Source organism: Ruminococcus sp. OM04-4AA, assembly GCF_003462585.1.
GTDB classification, from domain to species: domain Bacteria; phylum Bacillota; class Clostridia; order Lachnospirales; family Lachnospiraceae; genus Mediterraneibacter; species Mediterraneibacter faecis.
This window is the reverse complement of the sequence record NZ_QTZH01000032.1, coordinates 18151-36499: the sequence shown is the minus strand read 5'-3', so window position 1 is coordinate 36499 and position 18349 is coordinate 18151. Positions and strand designations below refer to the sequence as shown.

Here is an 18349-nt window from a genome sequence, read left to right as displayed (position 1 = left end):
AAGTCCCATCTTCCGCATCATTTTCAAAAAAATATTTTAGAAATGCGGAAGTGTCGGAACTGGCAGACGAGCAAGACTAAGGATCTTGTGATCAATGCGATCGTGTGGGTTCAAGTCCCATCTTCCGCAGTAAGATAAGACCAAGAGTACAGAACAAAGTATTCTTGGTCTTTTTACATTTAGAAAAGAGCTTTCCTAATATATAAAACCGTTCTGCTTGGAAAATAATATTGAAAAAGAAAAAAAGAAGAAAATTAAAAAAATAAAAAGGAAAGAGAAGAGTTTTGTCGAATATATATAATAGAGTATTCTTTAAACATTAAGCGGAGGCACTCATGTACTACTCAGAAGAACTGATAGAAGAAGTAAGATCAAGGAATGATATTGTAGATGTGATTTCCGGATATGTCCGGCTGCAGAAGAAAGGCAGCTCTTATTTTGGATTATGTCCGTTCCATAATGAGAAATCACCGTCTTTTTCTGTGAGCAGACAGAAGCAGATGTATTACTGCTTTGGATGTGGGGCAGGAGGGAATGTTTTTACATTTCTTATGGAATATGAGAATTTTTCTTTTGTAGAAGCAGTGAAGTTTCTTGCGGACAGAGCAGGAATCGAACTTCCGGAGATGGAATACTCGAAAGAAGCGAAGGAAAAAGCAGATTTAAAGTCTACGATTCTTGAGATGAATAAGCTGGCTGCAAAGTATTTCTACGTACAGTTGAAGTCAGAGCGTGGAAGTCAGGCCTACAGTTATCTTAAGAACCGTGAACTCTCAGATGAGACGATCACAGCGTTTGGACTGGGATTTTCGAACAAATACAGTGATGATCTGTATAAGTATCTGAGAGAGAAGGGATACAGTGAAGACCTGATTCGACAGGCCGGACTGATCAACACGGATGAACGTCAGGGTGTGTACGACAAGTTTTGGAATCGTGTGATGTTTCCAATTATGGATGTCAATAACCGTGTGATCGGATTTGGTGGCCGTGTGATGGGAGATGGGAAACCGAAATATCTGAATTCACCGGAGACAGTCGTTTTTGATAAGAGCCGGAATCTTTATGGTCTGAACCGTGCCAGAACATCAAGAAAGCCATACTTTCTTCTTTGTGAAGGATATATGGATGTGATCTCTCTCCATCAGTCCGGATTTACGAATGCGGTAGCTTCACTGGGAACTGCATTGACAGCAGGGCATGCAGCTTTGATCAAGCGTTATGTCCAGGAAGTTTATCTGACTTATGACAGTGATGAAGCCGGTACAAGAGCAGCGCTTCGCGCAGTGCCGATCTTGCGGGAGGCCGGGATTTCTGCTAAAGTTGTAAGGATGGATCCATATAAAGATCCGGATGAATTCATTAAGAACCTTGGAGCAGAAGAGTATGAGAAGCGGATCCATGCGGCGCGTAATGGATTCATGTTCAGCCTGGAGATGCTGGAGAAACAATATGATATGAATTCTCCGGAAGGCAAGACGGATTTCTTCAAGGAAGTGTCGAGGAGACTGCTTGAATTCGAAGATGAGCTGGAGCGTAACAACTATATTGAAGCTGTTGCAACAGCATACCGGGTCAGCCGGGAAAGTCTGGAGAAGATGGTCGCAAAGATGGCTGTGAATGCCGGAATGGCGAGACCGGTCGCAAGGCCGAAACGGGCAGAGGGATCTGAGAAGAAGCAAAAGGAAGACGGAATCCTTACTTCACAGAAAGCATTGTTGACCTGGATGATCGATGATGACAGGCTCTTTGATCAGATCAGTCAGTACATAAGCCCGGGTGATTTTACAGAAAGTCTGTATCGGACGGTTGCAGAACTTTTATATGAGCAGAGAAAGCAGGGAGCCTTGAATCCTGCGAAGATCCTGAATCATTTCACAGAGGAAGAAGATCACAGAGAAGCAGCCTCTTTGTTTAACACAAGAATCAAAGAGCTGAAGACAAAGGAAGAAAGAGAACAGGCTTTACAAGAGACAATCCTGCGGGTGAAGAGTTATAGCATTGAGCATCAGACAATGAATCTCGACCCGACAGATATGCGTGGGTTACAGCATTTGATGGAAGAAAAACGGAAGCTGGAGAACCTGAAGAATTTGAATATTACAATTCAATAAGGATAAAATAAAACAAGACAGGCTGCGGATGCGCGCAGCGAAGGAAGGAAGAACACATGGACGATATTACACAGAAATTTCTTGATAGATTGAAAGACCTGGTTGCACTTGGTAAAAAGAAAAAGAGCATACTGGATGTCCAGGAGATCAATGATTTTTTCAATGATATGGAACTCAATGCAGATCAGATGGAGAAGGTATTTGATTATCTTGAGGCAAATAACATTGATGTGCTGCGCATTAGCGGAGATACACCGGATGAGGTGGATGTAGATCTGGATGACATTATCATATCTGAGGAAGACGACGTGGATATGGAGAATATCGACCTGTCAGTTCCGGAAGGCGTGAGTATTGAAGATCCGGTCCGTATGTATTTAAAAGAGATCGGTAAGGTACCTCTTCTGAGTGCAGAACGTGAGATTGAGCTTGCACAGAGAATGGAAGAAGGCGATGAGGAAGCCAAGAAAGAGCTTGCAGAAGCGAACTTAAGACTTGTAGTCAGCATTGCAAAGAGATATGTTGGAAGAGGTATGTTATTCCTTGATCTGATCCAGGAGGGTAACCTTGGTCTGATCAAAGCAGTTGAAAAGTTTGATTATCATAAGGGATATAAGTTCAGTACTTATGCTACATGGTGGATTCGTCAGGCAATCACAAGAGCGATTGCGGATCAGGCAAGAACAATCCGTATCCCGGTTCATATGGTTGAGACGATTAACAAGCTGATCCGTGTATCCAGACAGCTTCTTCAGGAACTGGGAAGAGAACCGCTTCCAGAAGAGATTGCCAAGGAGATGGATATGCCGGTAGAACGTGTACGTGAGATCCTGAAGATTTCACAGGAACCGGTTTCTCTTGAGACACCGATCGGTGAAGAGGAAGACAGCCACCTTGGAGACTTTATCCAGGATGATAATGTACCGGTTCCGGCAGAGGCAGCTGCACAGACACTTCTGAAAGAGCAGCTGGATGAAGTACTGGATACATTGACAGAGAGAGAGCAGAAAGTCCTCCGTCTTCGTTTCGGAATGAATGACGGAAGAGCACGTACACTTGAAGAGGTTGGACGAGAGTTTGATGTAACAAGAGAGCGTATCCGTCAGATTGAGGCGAAAGCACTCCGTAAGCTCCGTCACCCAAGCAGAAGCAGAAAACTGAGGGATTATCTGGATTAATGATGGAATTATCGAAAAGATTACAGGCGGTCGCAGATCTTGTGACCGCCGATTATAAATTAGCGGACATTGGAACGGATCATGCATATATTCCGATTTGTCTGATACAGCAGAAGAAGATTGCAGAAGCAGTTGCACTTGATGTCAATGAAGGACCACTGCAGCGAGCAGAGGAACATATCCGCGAGAATGGACTTGAAGCAGAGATAGAGACGAGACTTTCCAATGGATTTCAGGCATTACAGCCGGGAGAAGTCCGGTCTGCGGTCATCGCAGGAATGGGCGGAGGACTTGTGATCCGGATCCTGACAGAAGGAGAGGAAGTGGTGCGAAAGCTTGAGGAGTGTATCCTTCAGCCACAGTCAGAGATTGAGAAAGTGCGGGCATTTCTTCTTGAGAAGGGATATGAATTTCTGGAAGAAGATATGGTCTGTGAAGATGGAAAATATTATCCTATGATGAAGGTAAGACCACCGGTGGCTGAGACAGCAGGCAAAGATACAGAAGTAAAGTGCTGGGATACGGTTCAGTTAAAATATGGAAAGCTTTTGCTGGAGAAACAACATCCGGTACTCAGAGAGTATCTGGAAAGAGAGATACGCATTTATCAAAGTATTTTAGAAGGATTGAAAGCGAAAGATTCTGACCGGATCCGTCAGAGAAAAGAAGAATTGGAACAGGAACTTGTAGAAGCAGAGAAAGGGATGAAATATTATGCAGTGTAAAGAGATTATACAGGTAATAGAGGCAACATTCCCGCGAACAGCAGCTTTGGGATTTGACAATGTAGGACTGCTTGCAGGACGTTCAGAGAAAGAGGTGTCCAGAATTTATCTGGCACTGGATGCAACAGATGTTGTGATCGACCGTGCGATCAAGGAAGGTGCGGACATGCTGATCACACATCACCCGCTTTTATTCTCAGCAGTAAAGAAAGTGACGGATGAAGATTTTATTACAAGAAGAATTGTGAAGCTGATTCAGAATGACATTTCCTATTATGCAATGCATACGAATTATGATGTGCTTGGTATGGCAGAACTGTCCGGAAAGATCATGGATCTTCAGAATGGGGAAGTGCTTGATGTCACATATGCAGATGAAGAAGGTCATCCGGAAGGAATCGGAAGAATCGGTAATCTGGAGAAAGAGATGACACTGGAAGAGTGCTGTGTTTATGTGAAACACAGACTTGATCTTGGAAGCCTGAAGGTTTTTGGAGATATGCAGAAGAAGGTACACCGTCTTGCAATTTCTCCGGGATCAGGAAAGAGCTCGATTGCAGTTGCGCTTGAGAAGGGGGCAGATGTTCTTGTAACAGGAGATATCGGTCATCATGATGGAATTGATGCAGTAGAGCAGGGGCTTGCAGTGATTGATGCAGGACATTATGGCACAGAATATATTTTTATTGAAGATATGAAGCAGTTCTTCGAGAAGAAGCTTCCGGTGCTGGATGTACTTACAGATCCAATCGAGCATCCATTCCAGATCATATAATCAGAAGTGAACGCATAATAATGTTCAGCAGGGCAGCTGTGGGAAGAAAGCAGTTCACAAAGACAGTGGAGGTGGCTGAGGAGTTGGAAAGTCAGAAATGTAAGGTTACGATAAGCGGAAAAGAGTATCTTTATGAGAAGGGGACGTCTTATCAGGAGATCGCGAAGGATTTTCAGAAAGAGTATAAACATCAGATCGCACTTGTGATGCTGGATGGACATCGTCTGCAAGAACTTAGAAAACAGGTTTCCGGAGACTGTACGCTGCAATTTATTACAACACAGGATACGGCGGGGTATGACACGTATCGAAGAAGTGTCTGCTTTCTTTTCATTAAGGCAGTACACGATGTGATTGGCCATGAGTGTCCGCAGCAGGTGCGGGTAAGGATTCATTTTTCGCTCGGTGCAGGATTTTACTGTACGGTGGAAGGAATCGATCATGTGGGAATGGAATTCCAATGGAAAGTTGAAGAACGCATGTATGAACTTGTACAGCAGAGACTTCCGATCACAAAAGAGTTGATCCATACAGAAGAGGCAGTGGAATTATTCCATCGATATGGAATGTTTGATAAAGAACGCCTGTTCCGGTATCGGAGAAGTTCCCACGTGAATCTGTATGCCATGAATGAATTCCGTGACTATTATTATGGTTATATGATGCCGGATACAGGAGATTTGAAGTATTTTGCATTGTATCTGTATCAGGGCGGAATCGTACTTCAGATGCCGCTGAAAGACGAACCGGAGAAAGTCCCTTTATTTGTGCCAAAGGATAAGCTGTTTCGTGTACTCAGTGAGTCTGTGAGATGGGGAGACCAGCAGGGGATTGATACCGTCGGTGCGCTCAATGACATGATTACGCAGGATGATATGCGAGAGATTGTTCTTGTGCAGGAGGCATTCCAGGAGCGCAAGATCGGAGAGATCGCAAAGCAGATCGCAGATCGCCCGGGGGTAAAGTTTGTTCTGATCGCGGGACCTTCCTCTTCCGGCAAGACAACATTTTCACATCGCTTATCCATTCAGCTCAGAGTGAACGGGCTTCATCCACATCCGATTTCTGTAGATAATTATTTCGTGGATCGGGAGAAAACACCGAAAGACGAGGATGGAAATTATAATTTCGAATGCATTGAAGCAATCGACGTGGAAAAGTTCAATGAGGACATGAGCAATCTGCTGGCAGGCGAGGAAGTCTATCTTCCGGTTTTTGACTTTAAGACCGGTAAGCGGAATTTTGAAACAAAGCCAAAGAAACTCGGTGAAAATGATATCCTTGTAATCGAAGGAATCCATTGTCTGAATCCGAAGCTGACAGAACAGTTATGTGATGACCGGAAATTCAGGATCTATATCAGTGCATTAACACAGCTGAATATTGATGAGCATAACCGGATTCCGTCTACGGACGGACGTTTGATCCGAAGACTTGTCAGGGATGCAAGAACAAGAGGGGCATCGGCGACGAAGACCATCTCAATGTGGCCGTCAGTGAGAAGAGGAGAAGAAAAGAATATTTTCCCATATCAGGAATATGCAGATGTGATGTTTAACTCTTCCCTGATCTATGAACTGGCAGTGTTGAAACAGTATGTGGAGCCGTTGCTTCTTGGCGTAAGCAAAGACTCTCCGGAATATGTTGAAGCAAAGCGGTTGTTGAAATTCCTGGATTATTTCGTAGGAATCGGAAATGACAATGTGCCAACGAATTCGCTTTTGAGAGAATTTATTGGCGGTGGATGTTTCCATGTATGATGTGATAGAAATGTAGAAGAAAGAGGATGCATAGAAAACTTGTGTGTAACAAGAATTTCCATGTATCCTCTTTGCGTTAAGCCACCTCTTTGTTGATCATATCCTGCAATAAGCAGAAATATACAATATCTAACCCTAAAATCGAGAGAACCAGGTAGAGAATAGAAGAATTCCCCTGTATTCCTCTGATGCGGTCACAGCGTTCTCCCATCTTATAAGCCCAGTAAATACCATAGATTCCACAGGTGATCAAAGAAAATAGGAATACCATGCCTCCGCTTGTTGCCTGTGGCTCTCCGGCCAGCTGATTCACCTCATCATTCAGCTTGATCATCCAGTAGATACTGTAGATGCCGCAAGTGAGAAAAGAAAAAACAATTGCAAGCACAAGATTACGTGGCATAATGCCTGCAGTTGCCCCGTTCCGGTAATAATTGTTCTGATTATAGTTGTTCTGGTATGCATTCTGGTAATATGCATTCTGCTGGAACTGGCTTTCCTGCTGCTTTTGATTCTCCTGTGTATGAGCATTATCATTAGGAGCAGGAAGCGGAGCACCACATTCCTGACAGAAAGAAGCACTGTCTTCGCAGAGTGAATTACATTTTGGACAGATTTTCATAGAAGATTCTCCTTTGCATGAATTAGTTCGAAAAATGTCAGAAGTTGACAAGATCCTTCTGAAAAGTATCGTAGCATAAAAAGATACAAGTTACAAGAAATGTAGCCAAGTTTTAGGATATCTTAAGATATTCGATAGAAATAAACCTGGAATATGCATAATATTCTTCCTTTTTCTTTCAAAAAGTTTGTGGTAGAATAGTAATGTTTCTGAAAACAAAACATGAGGAGATGAAAGTATGCCAGTATTTGACTTTAACAGTGCACCGGAAGATAAGAAAGAAGTTCAGTGTACTTATACAACATTTTGTTCCAACGAAGACCATGCGACACCGGAGTGTCCGATTCTTGTTCTGGATAACCAGAACCGGAAGTGGAATCATCATTCCTGCGGTGTATTTACCAATCAGAATAAGCAGACCGCATTTGAGTTTGATGAAAAGGACGGAACATGCAGCGCAGATATCCTGAAAGTGGATGCACGTTTTGTCAGTCTTTTAAAATGGCTTGGAGAAAATCACATTAACGTACGTCTTTCCGGAGAAAATAAGCCGGATGGTTATGCCGTTTACAGAATCCGTGAGATCGCATTTGGAGGCGGAACAAAATTATCTGCTGAGGACGGTTTCCTTCAGTTTATGATCGAGCGGCTGTTTGCAAGTGATGCGCCAAAAGAAGAGATCAATGATGACGAGCAGGAAGAGTCCGGAGATGACATGAAGCTTACAAGTATTCAGAGTATTACAGACTTTATGACGTGCGCAGGACGTACACTTCCGGATAACATTCGTCTGTGGGCAAGAAGAAATCTTGCAGTTGCACGCTCTCACGAGGTTTCTCAGGAAGAGCGCCGTCATGCACAGAGAGCACTATCTATTATGATGAATATTCAGTGGAAGAGCAATTACTTTGAAGCAATCGATCCGGATGAAGCGAGAAGAATTCTGGATGAAGAACTGTATGGAATGGAGAAAGTAAAGCAGAGAATCATAGAGACGATCATTCAGATTAACCGTACACACACACTTCCGGCGTACGGCCTTCTGCTTGTCGGACCGGCCGGAACAGGTAAATCCCAGATTGCTTATGCCGTTGCAAGAATCCTTAAACTTCCTTGGACAACACTGGATATGAGTTCCATTAACGATCCGGAACAGCTGACAGGAAGTTCAAGAATCTATTCGAACGCAAAGCCAGGTATTATCATGGAAGCATTCTCCATGGCAGGGAATCCAATCTGGTATTCATTATTAATGAGCTGGATAAGGCGGCATCCGGAAAGGGAAACGGAAACCCGGCAGATGTTTTACTTACACTGCTGGATAACCTTGGATTTACAGACAATTACATGGAGTGTATGATTCCTACCGTTGGTGTATATCCAATCGCTACAGCGAATGACAAGGATCAGATCAGTGCACCGCTCATGTCCCGTTTCGCTGTCATCGATATCCCGGATTATACACCGGAAGAGAAGAAAGTAATCTTCTCCAAATTCGCACTTCCGAAGGTGCTGAAACGCATGAGCCTGAAGGCAGAAGAGTGCATTATGACAGATGAGGCACTCAATGAAGTGATTGAACTTTACTCCAATACATCAGGAATCCGTGATCTGGAACAGGCAGCAGAACACATCGCAGCGAATGCACTGTATCAGATTGAAGTGAATCATGTGGAGAAAGTTGAATTTGATGCAGAGATGGTAAGAGAACTGCTTGGATAGAGTTGGGTTTCGCCCTCGATCTGAAAAAAATGAGCTCTGGAAAGTTTTGGCTTTCCAAAGCTCATTTTTTGAATTCCTACTGTCTATAATACTGCAGGAACTCCCCAATCTTACCAACTGCCTCTTTCAGTACTTCAATACGCGGCAGATAAACCACGCGGAAATGATCCGGCTGATGCCAGTTAAATCCACTTCCCTGAACGATCAGGATCTTCTTGTCACGAAGCAGATCAAGAGCAAATTTCTCATCATTCACGATATTGAACTTCTTCGTATCAATCTTCGGGAACATATAAAATGCAGCCTGCGGTTTTACTGCGCTGATTCCCGGAATATCCGTCAGAGCCTTGTAAACATATTCACGCTGCTCGTAAATACGTCCACCCGGAACAATATAATCATTTACACTCTGGTGTCCGCCGAGAGCTGTCTGCACAATGGACTGCGCCGGAACGTTAGAGCAAAGACGCATGTTGGAAAGCATCTTGATTCCTTCGATATAGTCTCTTGCAATATTTTTATTTCCACTTAAGATCATCCATCCGATACGGAATCCGGCGATCATATGGGACTTGGACAGTCCGCTGAATGTCACGCAGAACAGATCCGGTGCGAGAGAAGCGATAGAAACATGCTCTTTTCCATCCATAACAAGACGGTCATAAATCTCATCAGAGAAAATGATCAGCTGGTGCTCTCTTGCGAGATCTACAATCTGCTGCAGTACTTCCTTCGGATAAAGAGCACCGGTCGGATTGTTTGGATTGATGATAACAATCGCTTTTGTACGGTCATTGATCTTCTTACGCATATCCTCGATATCCGGATACCAGTCAGACTGCTCATCACAGATATAGTGCACAGGCTTTCCACCGGCAAGTGTAGCACAAGCTGTCCAGAGCGGATAATCCGGAGACGGGATCAGAATCTCATCCCCTGTATCCAAAAGAGCAGACATGGTAAGATTGATCAGTTCACTGACACCATTTCCTGTGTAAATATCGCTCATCGTTACATTCGGCAAGTGCTTTAACTGGGCATACTGCATGATCGCTTTTCGCGCAGAGAACAGACCGGCAGAAGCAGAGTAGCCTTCGCAGTCAGAAAGCTGACGGCTCATATCATAGATCACCTCATCCGGTGTACGGAAGCCAAACGGAGCCGGATTTCCGATATTAAGCTTCAGTACATGAGTTCCCATCTCTTCCATTTTGGCAGCCTCATCAACAACCGGACCTCTCACATCATATAATACATTATTTAACTTGGATGATTTCTTGAATTCTCTCACTTTCATACCTCCTGAATTATCTGCGGATGTCTGTATCTTATCAACATCTGACAGTGTGGAATCATTATCATTATTATTGTTTAACCAGTCAGGATCAACCTGCAGGGCATCTGCCAGAAAATGTAAGATGTCGGTACGCGGGATTGTCTTCCCACTGACATACTGGCTGACATGACTTTTCCCAAGCTTGATCCCTTTCTGCTGGGCAAGACGAACAAGATCAACCTGCTTCAGGCCTTGCTCGTTCATAGCGGCTTTTAATCTGTCTGCAAAGGTTTCCATAAAGCTCCTTTCTGGGGGCATCCTTCCGGTGGGTCAGACCCCATTAATAAAGTATTAACAAAATATAAAGTTCAATTTAAAATCTGCTTCAATACGAAAATCTCTAAAAAGTTCAATTTAAAAGTTCAAAACTTTAGTCAGAGTATACCACGATAAATGAAAAAGTTCAATAAAAAAATTACTGTTATAGAAAATCCGCAAAATCACGGTATCATTAAGAAAATATGATATACTAAAAGTGTTTATTACAGCAAAATACAAAGTACACAGAACGAAGGGAAACAGGGAAATGATTCTTGAAAATGAAAAAATAAAACAGGCATTGGAATATATAAAGGAAGAAGATCCGGCGACGACTCAGGATACGCTCAATATGTGTCAGATTCCGGCACCTTCTTATAAGGAAGAGAAAAAAGCGGAGTATATCCGGGAGCGGTTCCGGGAGATCGGGCTTAGGGATGTCAGGATTGACGCTGTTGGAAATGTGCTTGGGATCTGGCCGGGAACCGGTGAAGGACCAAGTGTAATGCTTGCAGCACACACAGACACAGTATTTCCGGAAGGGACAGATCTGTCGATAAGGAAAGAAGGGAATCGTTATTATTGCCCCGGCATTAACGATGACACACATGCAGTGGCGGAGATGATCGCAGTGGCGAAATCAATGATCCATGCAGATCTTCACACAAAAGGGGACTTGATCTTCTGTGCAAATGTGTGTGAAGAAGGACTTGGAGATCTAAGGGGCGTGAAGTATCTGTTCGGATACGACAACAAAGCTTCAGAAGAATGTCCAGAGGTAGATGCATTTGTCTCGATTGATAACCAGTATACGGGCGGGGTGATCTATACGGCAACAGGAAGTCACCGTTATGAGGTGACATTTACCGGAAGAGGTGGTCACAGTTTCCAGAACTTTGGCATTCCTAATCCAATCCATGCAATGGGACGAGCCATCGCACAGATCGCAGAATTCCAGGTCCCGAATGAGCCGAAGACAACATTTAACGTAGGCGTGATCCAGGGAGGAACTTCTGTAAACACAATTTCAGGTTCTGCATCCATGCTGGTAGACCTCCGTTCGGACAGCGAAGAAGAGCTGAACCGACTGGATGAAGAACTTCATAAAGTGATCAAACAGGCAGTGGAAGAAGAAAATGCAAGATGGGATGCTTCAAAGCCGCAGATCAAAGTGCAGATCGAAGGACGCGGTGTGAGACCGGCGGGGGCACAGCCAAAGGACTGTGCAATCGTGAAAGCAGCATTCCGGGCGGCAGAACTGCTGGGGATTGAACCGGAGTATCGGTATGAGAGCAGTACAGATGCGAATATCCCGATCAGTATGGGAATCCCGGCAATCACTGTTGGAAGAGGTGGAGAAGAAGACGGAATCCATACCCTTCAGGAATGGTATGAGCCAAAAGAAGCATGGCTTGGACCACAGAGAGATTTGCTTCTGATGATTCTGCTTGCCGGGGCAGAAGGAGTCTGTGAGCCGGCTATAGAAAAAAGATAAAAAATCTTAAGAAAATATCAATGTCTTTTTAGGCACATTTCCTGTATACTGATGGTATGAGAGAATATTTTGTGCAGATTGTACCGGGTGTTTCGGAGATTTTTATCTTTTGCACAAAAAGAAGAAAAATAAAACAAAGCAGGAGGGCAAACGATGCGGGGAATCAGAAAGCAGTCATCCGACACACAGAGTTCCAGTCAGCCGAAAGAAAAAAGAAGATTGGATACAAAACAGAAAAAAGGAATGTTGATTGGTGGAGGAATCTTCCTTGTGGCAGTAATCGCCCTGATCCTTGTGAAGAATCTGACAGGTGGAAGCGGAGCAGATGGAGAGAATGTTCTTTATGCGGATTCCGTTGGAATGATCACAGGGACAGGACTTGGGACACAGAACCGTTTTACAGGAGTGGTTGAAGCACAGGATACGTTGAAACTGACACTGGCAGACAACCAGAAGGTAAAACAGATCTTTGTTGAAAAAGGGCAGGAAGTAGAGCCTGGAACAAAGTTGTTTGAATACGATACAGAAGAGCTTGCCATGACATTAGATCAGGGAAAACTGGAGCTTGAGAAGATCACGAACAACATCAGCAGCCTGAATTCACAGATCGCGACACTTACAACGGAGAAGAAGAGTGCGCCGGCCAGCGAACAGCTTTCCTATACGACACAGATCCAGGAACTTCAGATGGAGATCAAGCAGGAAGAGTACAATTATAAAGTAAAAGAGCTGGAAGTAAACCGTACACAGAAGAGCCTGGAACAGTCTACAGTAACTTCTACAGTTGCCGGAATTGTACAGGAGATCAACGAACAGCAGGGAACAGACCCTTCTACAGGAGAGTCCAAACCGTTTATGAGTATCCTTTCTACAGGAAAATACAGAATCAAAGGAAAGATCAGCGAGCAGAACATCGGAGATCTGACACCGGGCACACAGGTGACGATCCGCTCCAGAGTGAATGAAGATGAGATCTGGACAGGTACAGTAGATAACGTAGACACAGAGAAGCCGGAGAACAGTTCCCAGGATTCTATGAGTTATGGTTCTGAGAACAGCGATAATCAGGCAACAAAGTATCCATTCTATGTCACATTGGATACAGTGGATGGATTGATGCTCGGACAGCATGTCTATATCGAGACAAGTACTTCACTGGAAGCAGACAAGATGTGGCTGATGCGTGACTACATTGTAGACGCAGATTCAGATCATCCATATGTATGGGTAGCAGGAGATAATGACAAGCTGGAGAAGCGTTCTGTTACACTCGGAGAGACGAACGAAGATATGGGAACCTGTGAGATCGTAGACGGACTGAAAGCTTCTGATTACATTGTATGGCCAAGCGAGGAGTGCAAAAAAGGTGCAGCTGTTGTGAAGAACGATTCAGGTACATCAGGCAGTACTTCAGATATGTCAGGAGCCGAGGGCGGTTACGAAGAACCTGTAGAAGAGAATGCAATGCAGGAAGGAGTTCCGGGAACGGAGGAGAGTGTGGATGAATAAAAAGAAAATAATAAAGATCGGCATTCCTGTGGCAGCAGGCTGTATCGTTCTTGCACTTGGAATCGGTTTCGCAGTGAAGAACAGCGGAAAGGCTGTTAAAGTAGCTCCTGTCAGCAGTTTGAATTCCGGCGGCTGGTACGATGATAGTGGGATTGCAAGTTACGGAACCGTCACAACGAACCAGAAGCAGGACATTTACGTGGATGATACTATGCCGATCACACAGGTTTACGTGAAAGCCGGGGATATGGTGAAAGTCGGAGACCGTCTTGTGGCATATGACACGACACTTTCTTCCCTGGAACTTGAGATGAAAGAAATGCAGATTCAGGGGATTGACCTGAACATTCAGAACCTGCAGAAAGAGATCACCCAGCTCAAGGGGACGAAGACCGCGAAGGCAGATACAGGGGCATCCGTCGTGCAGACAAGTGCAGATGGAGAACAGCAGCCAACTGTACAGAAGATGAGTGCTGTAAAGACAACCATTCTTAATACATCAAAAGAGGATGAGAATAAAAAACCGGATGGTGATACCTCGAAGGATGATACGACAAAAGATGATACGACAAAAGATGACAACACAAAAGACGATGCTTCGAAAGATAATAATGCGAAGGATGACACATCCAAAGATGATAATAAAAAAGACGATGTACCGTCTTCCGCAATTGAGCGTCCATTCCCTGAAGCATTAAAGGGAAAAGAGGTTTACAGTGAGATTACATTAGATTCTGTTCCTTATAATAAAGAAGACGCAGACGGAACAATGGAAAAACCGTATCGTTATCTTTGCGCACCGGGGGCAGCCGTAAATGCACCGTTTATGCTTAAAGTATTAAAAGAGGGTCAAGTGTGTGCCTTTGATGTAGTAGATAACGCAGAAGCGCCGACAAAATTCTTATCCTGTTGGATCCTCGATGGAAAAACAGGACAGGTAGTCATACCGGATTCACAACCAACTCCAGACCCGGAGCCAACTCCGGAACCAGAGCCAACTCCAGAACCAGAGCCAATTCCGGAACCAGAGCCAACTCCGGAACCGGATATTTCAGAAGATCCGGTTATCCCAGACACCCCGGACCTCCCGTCAAAGGAAGAAGTGACGAAGCAAATCAAGGAGAAAGAGCAGAAGATCAAAGATCTGGATCTTTCTAAGAGATCCGCTGAACTGGAACTGAAAAAGCTGAAGAAAAAGGTCGGGGACGGCGTGATTAAAAGTACGGTAGAAGGTGTAGTCAAAGAAGCGACTGACGAAGCATCTGCAAAGAATGAGAACAAACCGGTTGTCAGCGTTGTCGGAGAAGAAGGTTTCTATGTGACCGGAAGAGTCGGAGAGACAATGCTTGATCAGATCAAAGAAGGAATGACTGCGACTGTAATGTCCTGGCAGTCGGGAGAATCCTACGAAGCGACAGTTACAGGTGTTGGCAACTCACCGGTAAGCGATTATTCCACAGGAGAGAACCAGAATCAGTCCTTCTATCCGTTCACGCTCGTGATCCACGGAGACGCAAATCTCTCGAATGGTGAGTCTGTGAATCTGTCGATGGATGGAATTGCAGCAGGTAGTGATGGATCGATCTATCTTGAAAAAATGTTTGTCCGCGAGGAAGGAAACCGCTATTATGTCTACAAGCGGGGCGATAACGGCAGATTAACAAAACAGTATGTAGAGGTTGGCAAAAATATGTACAATTCACTGGAGATCACCTCCGGCCTCACAATGGACGACATGATCGCGTTCCCTTACGGCAGAGATGTCAAAGAAGGCGCAAAGACACAGGAAGCAGATACCCTGTACGACTATTATTAAGAAGACTGAACAGTATCAAAATGAAAGAGAGTGAGGTGCCATTATGTTAGAAGACATCAGACTGGCGTTTCAGGGAATCTGGAATCATAAATTAAGATCAGCGCTCACAATGCTCGGAATCATCATAGGAATCGGTTCCATTATAGCAATTGTGTCCACGATCAAAGGAACGAATGAACAGATTAAGAAGAATCTGGTCGGTGCAGGAAATGACGCGGTAAATGTACAGCTCTATCAGGGTGACTGGCCGATCGATCTGCAGTATCAGTCACTCCCGGACGGAGTGCCGGAGATCTCAGACGAGACATTGCAGGAAGTCGTTGAACTCCCGGAAGTGGAGACAGCGTCTTTATATCATACAAGAAATGAATACGACGCAGTTTACCGCGGCGCAAAGTCATTAAGTAACAGCGTGATTCTTGGAATTGACAGAAATTACCTGGATGTTTACGGATATCAGATAACCAAAGGAAGAGGATTAACAGACAAAGATTATTCCGAAGGACGAAAAGTAGCCTTGATAGACAAGACAACAGCGGCAAGTTTATTCGACAATGCAGATGTGATCGGAAGAACGATCGAGATCAAGGGAGAGCCTTTTGTTGTCGTTGGAATGGTTGCAAAGAAAGCAGAGTCCCAGCCGGTAATCAACTCAATGGAAGATTACTACCGCTACATGTCAGATGACCAGAGTGGAAAGATCATTATTCCGGATAATGTATGGCCGGTCATCTACCAGTATGACGAACCACAGAACCTTGTCGTGCGTGCAAAAAGTACAGATGATATGACAACGGCAGGAGAGAAAGCCGCAGATATTTTAAATGCTATGCTGACAGTTTCAGATGATACCGTGAAATACAAAGGAGAAGATCTGTTAGAACAGGCAACACAGATCCAGGAGATCAGTAACTCGACAAATCAGCAGCTGATCTGGATCGCCAGCATTTCCCTGTTAGTTGGTGGAATCGGAGTTATGAATATCATGCTCGTGTCAGTTACAGAACGTACCGGCGAGATTGGATTAAAGAAAGCACTCGGAGCGAGAAAACGCAGAATTCTGACACAGTTCCTGACAGAGGCGGCGGTGCTGACACTGCTTGGAGGAATTATAGGTGTTCTTGGAGGAATCGCACTTGCGTACATTATATCCAAAGTCTCAGCGGTTCCGGTAGCAATCAGCGGAGTTTCGATTGTAATCGCAGTGCTGTTCTCCACACTGATTGGTATTATCTTCGGACTGATCCCGTCCGTGAAAGCGGCGAACATGAATCCAATCGAGGCACTTAGACATGAATAAAAAAACAGTGGAAAAAGAAAATACTTGTTTCAATTTCCTTCCATATCTGTTATAGTATGTGTTAATTAAAAGAGTCAGGAGAATCTGAGTGATCGGATTCTCCGTCTTTCTATGCAAAGAGAAAATAGCAATTATTAAAAGGAAAAGAGAAAAGGGGCATGTAGATTTGAGCAGCAGTACATTCGAAGGAAAGAAAAAGACAGAGAACGGAACAAAGAGGCTGATCTTCACAGCAGTATCTATCTTGCTGGAGATCGTCTTCCTTCTCTTTCTGTTCACAAAGGTAAGTGAATACGCAACCATTATTGACTGGGCAACAAGAATCGTGGCAATCTTTCTTGTGCTTGGACTTTACAGCATGGATAAGACTTCATCAATGAAAATGCCATGGATCATACTGATGCTTGCATTCCCGATTCTAGGTGTGAGTCTGTATCTTCTCGTAGGTCTGAACGGAAGCACGAAGAAGATGCGGGTGAGATATGAAGAGATTGATAAAAAACTGCTCCCATATCTTCCGGATAACAGACAGATTCTCGAATGGATGAAAAAAGAGAGTCCGCAGGCGGGGGCAATCGCTTCTTATCTGACGAATTACTCTTGTTACCCGGTTTATCAGAACACAGATGTTACATATTATGATGAGGCGATCAAAGGGCTGGATGCACAGCTGGAGGATCTTTCAAAGGCAGAAAAGTTCATCTTTATGGAGTATCATGCCATCGAAGACGAAGAGGCATGGCAGAGGATTCAGACGGTACTTGAAGACCGTGTGAAAGCAGGCGTAGAAGTTCGTATCTTCTATGATGATATGGGATCAATCTGGTTTGTGAACATGGATTTTGCAACAAAACTGAAGTCTTTAGGAATCAAATGTCGTGTATTTAACCCGATTCTGCCGGGACTGAATATGTTCCTGAACAACCGCGATCACCGGAAGATTACTGTAATTGACGGAAAGGTTGCTTACACAGGTGGATACAATCTGGCGAATGAGTATTTCAACATCACACATCCGTATGGATCTGGAAAGATACCGGGATCCGTATGGAAGGAGATGCGGTCAAGTCTATGACAGTAGCATTTCTGGAAATGTGGAATGCAGCCGGAAATGTAAAGTCAAAAGAACTTGTACCAGAGAAATATGTGATCCACTATGCATACCAGGCACAACAGCGTGGTTATGTCCAGCCATATGCAGACAGTCCGCTCGATGGTGAGCAGGTAGGCGAGGAAGTATATATCAGTATGGCGAATAAAGCAGAGAAATACTGCTGGTTTATCACTCCGTATCTGATCATTACAGACGAGATGACGCATGCACTCACACTGGCAGCAAAGCGTGGTGTTGATGTACGTATCATAACACCGGGTATCCCAGACAAGAAGATGGTCTACAGTGTGACCCGTTCCTTCTATCATAATCTGGTTAAGCATGGAGTCCGTATCTATGAGTGGACACCGGGATTCTGTCATGCGAAGATGAGTGTGGCAGATGATAAAATGGCGACCTGTGGAACGATCAATCTCGATTACCGCAGCCTGTACCATCACTTTGAGAATGGATGCTTCCTGGCAGATTGCGACGCAGTGCTGGAGATTCGGGATGATCTGATCCGCACGATGGGAGAAAGCAGAGAAGTGACAGAGCAGTATAAAGAAGGAAGAAGTGCGGGCTTAAGACTCGGACAGCTGATCTTACGTCTGTTTGCGGAGCTGCTCTGATATTATTACCGGTT

At 44.3% G+C, this 18349-nt stretch carries 13 protein-coding genes, 1 tRNA gene and 1 pseudogene; 13 read left to right on the top strand and 2 right to left on the bottom strand.

The features are described 5' to 3' along the window. The first annotated feature begins 44 nt into the window (after positions 1-44). The 6 genes from DXB52_RS10180 to DXB52_RS10155 all read left to right on the top strand — a co-directional run bounded on the left by DXB52_RS10180 (position 45) and on the right by DXB52_RS10155 (position 6552). Positions 45-129: transfer RNA gene (locus DXB52_RS10180), tRNA-Leu, on the top strand. Positions 130-335: 206 nt separating this feature from the next. Beyond that, positions 336-2114: a DNA primase gene (gene dnaG / locus DXB52_RS10175; protein WP_055156168.1), complete on the top strand. Its 1779-nt coding sequence runs from the start codon at positions 336-338 to the stop codon at positions 2112-2114. Positions 2115-2170: 56 nt separating this feature from the next. Then, positions 2171-3292, top strand: coding sequence for an RNA polymerase sigma factor RpoD (gene rpoD, locus DXB52_RS10170; RefSeq protein ID WP_015529028.1), 1122 nt, complete (start codon positions 2171-2173; stop codon positions 3290-3292). Next, complete coding sequence (locus DXB52_RS10165) at positions 3292-4017, top strand: class I SAM-dependent methyltransferase (protein WP_330677875.1); 726 nt, start codon at positions 3292-3294, stop codon at positions 4015-4017. The genes rpoD and DXB52_RS10165 overlap by 1 nt, the downstream gene beginning before the upstream one ends. Next, positions 4007-4792: a Nif3-like dinuclear metal center hexameric protein gene (locus DXB52_RS10160; protein WP_117579426.1), complete on the top strand. Its 786-nt coding sequence runs from the start codon at positions 4007-4009 to the stop codon at positions 4790-4792. The genes DXB52_RS10165 and DXB52_RS10160 overlap by 11 nt, the downstream gene beginning before the upstream one ends. Positions 4793-4830: 38 nt before the next feature. After that, positions 4831-6552: a hypothetical protein gene (locus tag DXB52_RS10155; protein ID WP_330677874.1), complete on the top strand. Its 1722-nt coding sequence runs from the start codon at positions 4831-4833 to the stop codon at positions 6550-6552. Positions 6553-6628: 76 nt separating this feature from the next. On the opposite strand, the gene DXB52_RS17130 is transcribed toward DXB52_RS10155, so the two are convergent. Continuing rightward, positions 6629-7174 carry a DUF4234 domain-containing protein gene (locus DXB52_RS17130; protein WP_117579425.1) on the bottom strand — a complete coding sequence of 182 codons (546 nt, stop codon included), beginning with the start codon at positions 7172-7174 and terminating at the stop codon, positions 6629-6631. A gap of 238 nt (positions 7175-7412) precedes the next feature. Between DXB52_RS17130 and DXB52_RS10145 the strand changes: the two genes are divergently transcribed. Beyond that, complete coding sequence (locus DXB52_RS10145; protein ID WP_472520083.1) at positions 7413-8534, top strand: AAA family ATPase; 1122 nt, start codon at positions 7413-7415, stop codon at positions 8532-8534. Continuing rightward, complete coding sequence (locus DXB52_RS17125; protein ID WP_472520084.1) at positions 8420-8896, top strand: hypothetical protein; 477 nt, start codon at positions 8420-8422, stop codon at positions 8894-8896. Before DXB52_RS10145 ends, DXB52_RS17125 begins: the two co-directional genes overlap by 115 nt. 76 nt (positions 8897-8972) lie before the next feature. On the opposite strand, the gene DXB52_RS10140 is transcribed toward DXB52_RS17125, so the two are convergent. Further along, on the bottom strand, positions 8973-10469 hold the full coding sequence (locus DXB52_RS10140; RefSeq protein ID WP_020435812.1) for an aminotransferase class I/II-fold pyridoxal phosphate-dependent enzyme: 1497 nt from the start codon (positions 10467-10469) through the stop codon (positions 8973-8975). Between the two features lie 289 nt (positions 10470-10758). Here DXB52_RS10140 and DXB52_RS10135 point away from each other — a divergent pair, with 289 nt between their 5' ends. The 5 genes and pseudogenes from DXB52_RS10135 (at position 10759) to cls (ending at position 18335) form a co-directional block, all read left to right on the top strand. Then, on the top strand, positions 10759-11985 hold the full coding sequence (locus tag DXB52_RS10135) for a M20/M25/M40 family metallo-hydrolase (RefSeq protein ID WP_117579424.1): 1227 nt from the start codon (positions 10759-10761) through the stop codon (positions 11983-11985). Between the two features lie 153 nt (positions 11986-12138). Further along, positions 12139-13494, top strand: coding sequence for an efflux RND transporter periplasmic adaptor subunit (locus DXB52_RS10130; RefSeq protein WP_117497547.1), 1356 nt, complete (start codon positions 12139-12141; stop codon positions 13492-13494). After that, positions 13487-15310, top strand: a complete 1824-nt coding sequence (locus DXB52_RS10125; protein ID WP_117579423.1) for an efflux RND transporter periplasmic adaptor subunit — start codon at positions 13487-13489, stop codon at positions 15308-15310. Before DXB52_RS10130 ends, DXB52_RS10125 begins: the two co-directional genes overlap by 8 nt. Positions 15311-15353: 43 nt before the next feature. Then, complete coding sequence (locus DXB52_RS10120) at positions 15354-16610, top strand: ABC transporter permease (protein ID WP_054751119.1); 1257 nt, start codon at positions 15354-15356, stop codon at positions 16608-16610. A 166-nt stretch (positions 16611-16776) separates the two neighbouring features. Next, positions 16777-18335, top strand: a pseudogene (gene cls, locus DXB52_RS10115) (cardiolipin synthase). Positions 18336-18349: the final 14 nt, after the last annotated feature.

Bases quoted from the DNA above. Each gene is read 5' to 3' on its own strand.
- DXB52_RS17130 (WP_117579425.1), bottom strand. From the start codon at position 7,174: ATGAAAATCTGTCCAAAATGTAATTCACTCTGCGAAGACAGTGCTTCT.
- DXB52_RS10120 (WP_054751119.1), top strand. From the start codon at position 15,354: ATGTTAGAAGACATCAGACTGGCGTTTCAGGGAATCTGGAATCATAAA.
- dnaG (WP_055156168.1), top strand. From the start codon at position 336: ATGTACTACTCAGAAGAACTGATAGAAGAAGTAAGATCAAGGAATGAT.
- DXB52_RS10145 (WP_472520083.1), top strand. From the start codon at position 7,413: ATGCCAGTATTTGACTTTAACAGTGCACCGGAAGATAAGAAAGAAGTT.
- DXB52_RS10140 (WP_020435812.1), bottom strand. From the start codon at position 10,469: ATGGAAACCTTTGCAGACAGATTAAAAGCCGCTATGAACGAGCAAGGC.
- DXB52_RS10130 (WP_117497547.1), top strand. From the start codon at position 12,139: ATGCGGGGAATCAGAAAGCAGTCATCCGACACACAGAGTTCCAGTCAG.
- DXB52_RS10135 (WP_117579424.1), top strand. From the start codon at position 10,759: ATGATTCTTGAAAATGAAAAAATAAAACAGGCATTGGAATATATAAAG.
- DXB52_RS10160 (WP_117579426.1), top strand. From the start codon at position 4,007: ATGCAGTGTAAAGAGATTATACAGGTAATAGAGGCAACATTCCCGCGA.
- rpoD (WP_015529028.1), top strand. From the start codon at position 2,171: ATGGACGATATTACACAGAAATTTCTTGATAGATTGAAAGACCTGGTT.
- DXB52_RS10125 (WP_117579423.1), top strand. From the start codon at position 13,487: ATGAATAAAAAGAAAATAATAAAGATCGGCATTCCTGTGGCAGCAGGC.
- DXB52_RS10165 (WP_330677875.1), top strand. From the start codon at position 3,292: ATGATGGAATTATCGAAAAGATTACAGGCGGTCGCAGATCTTGTGACC.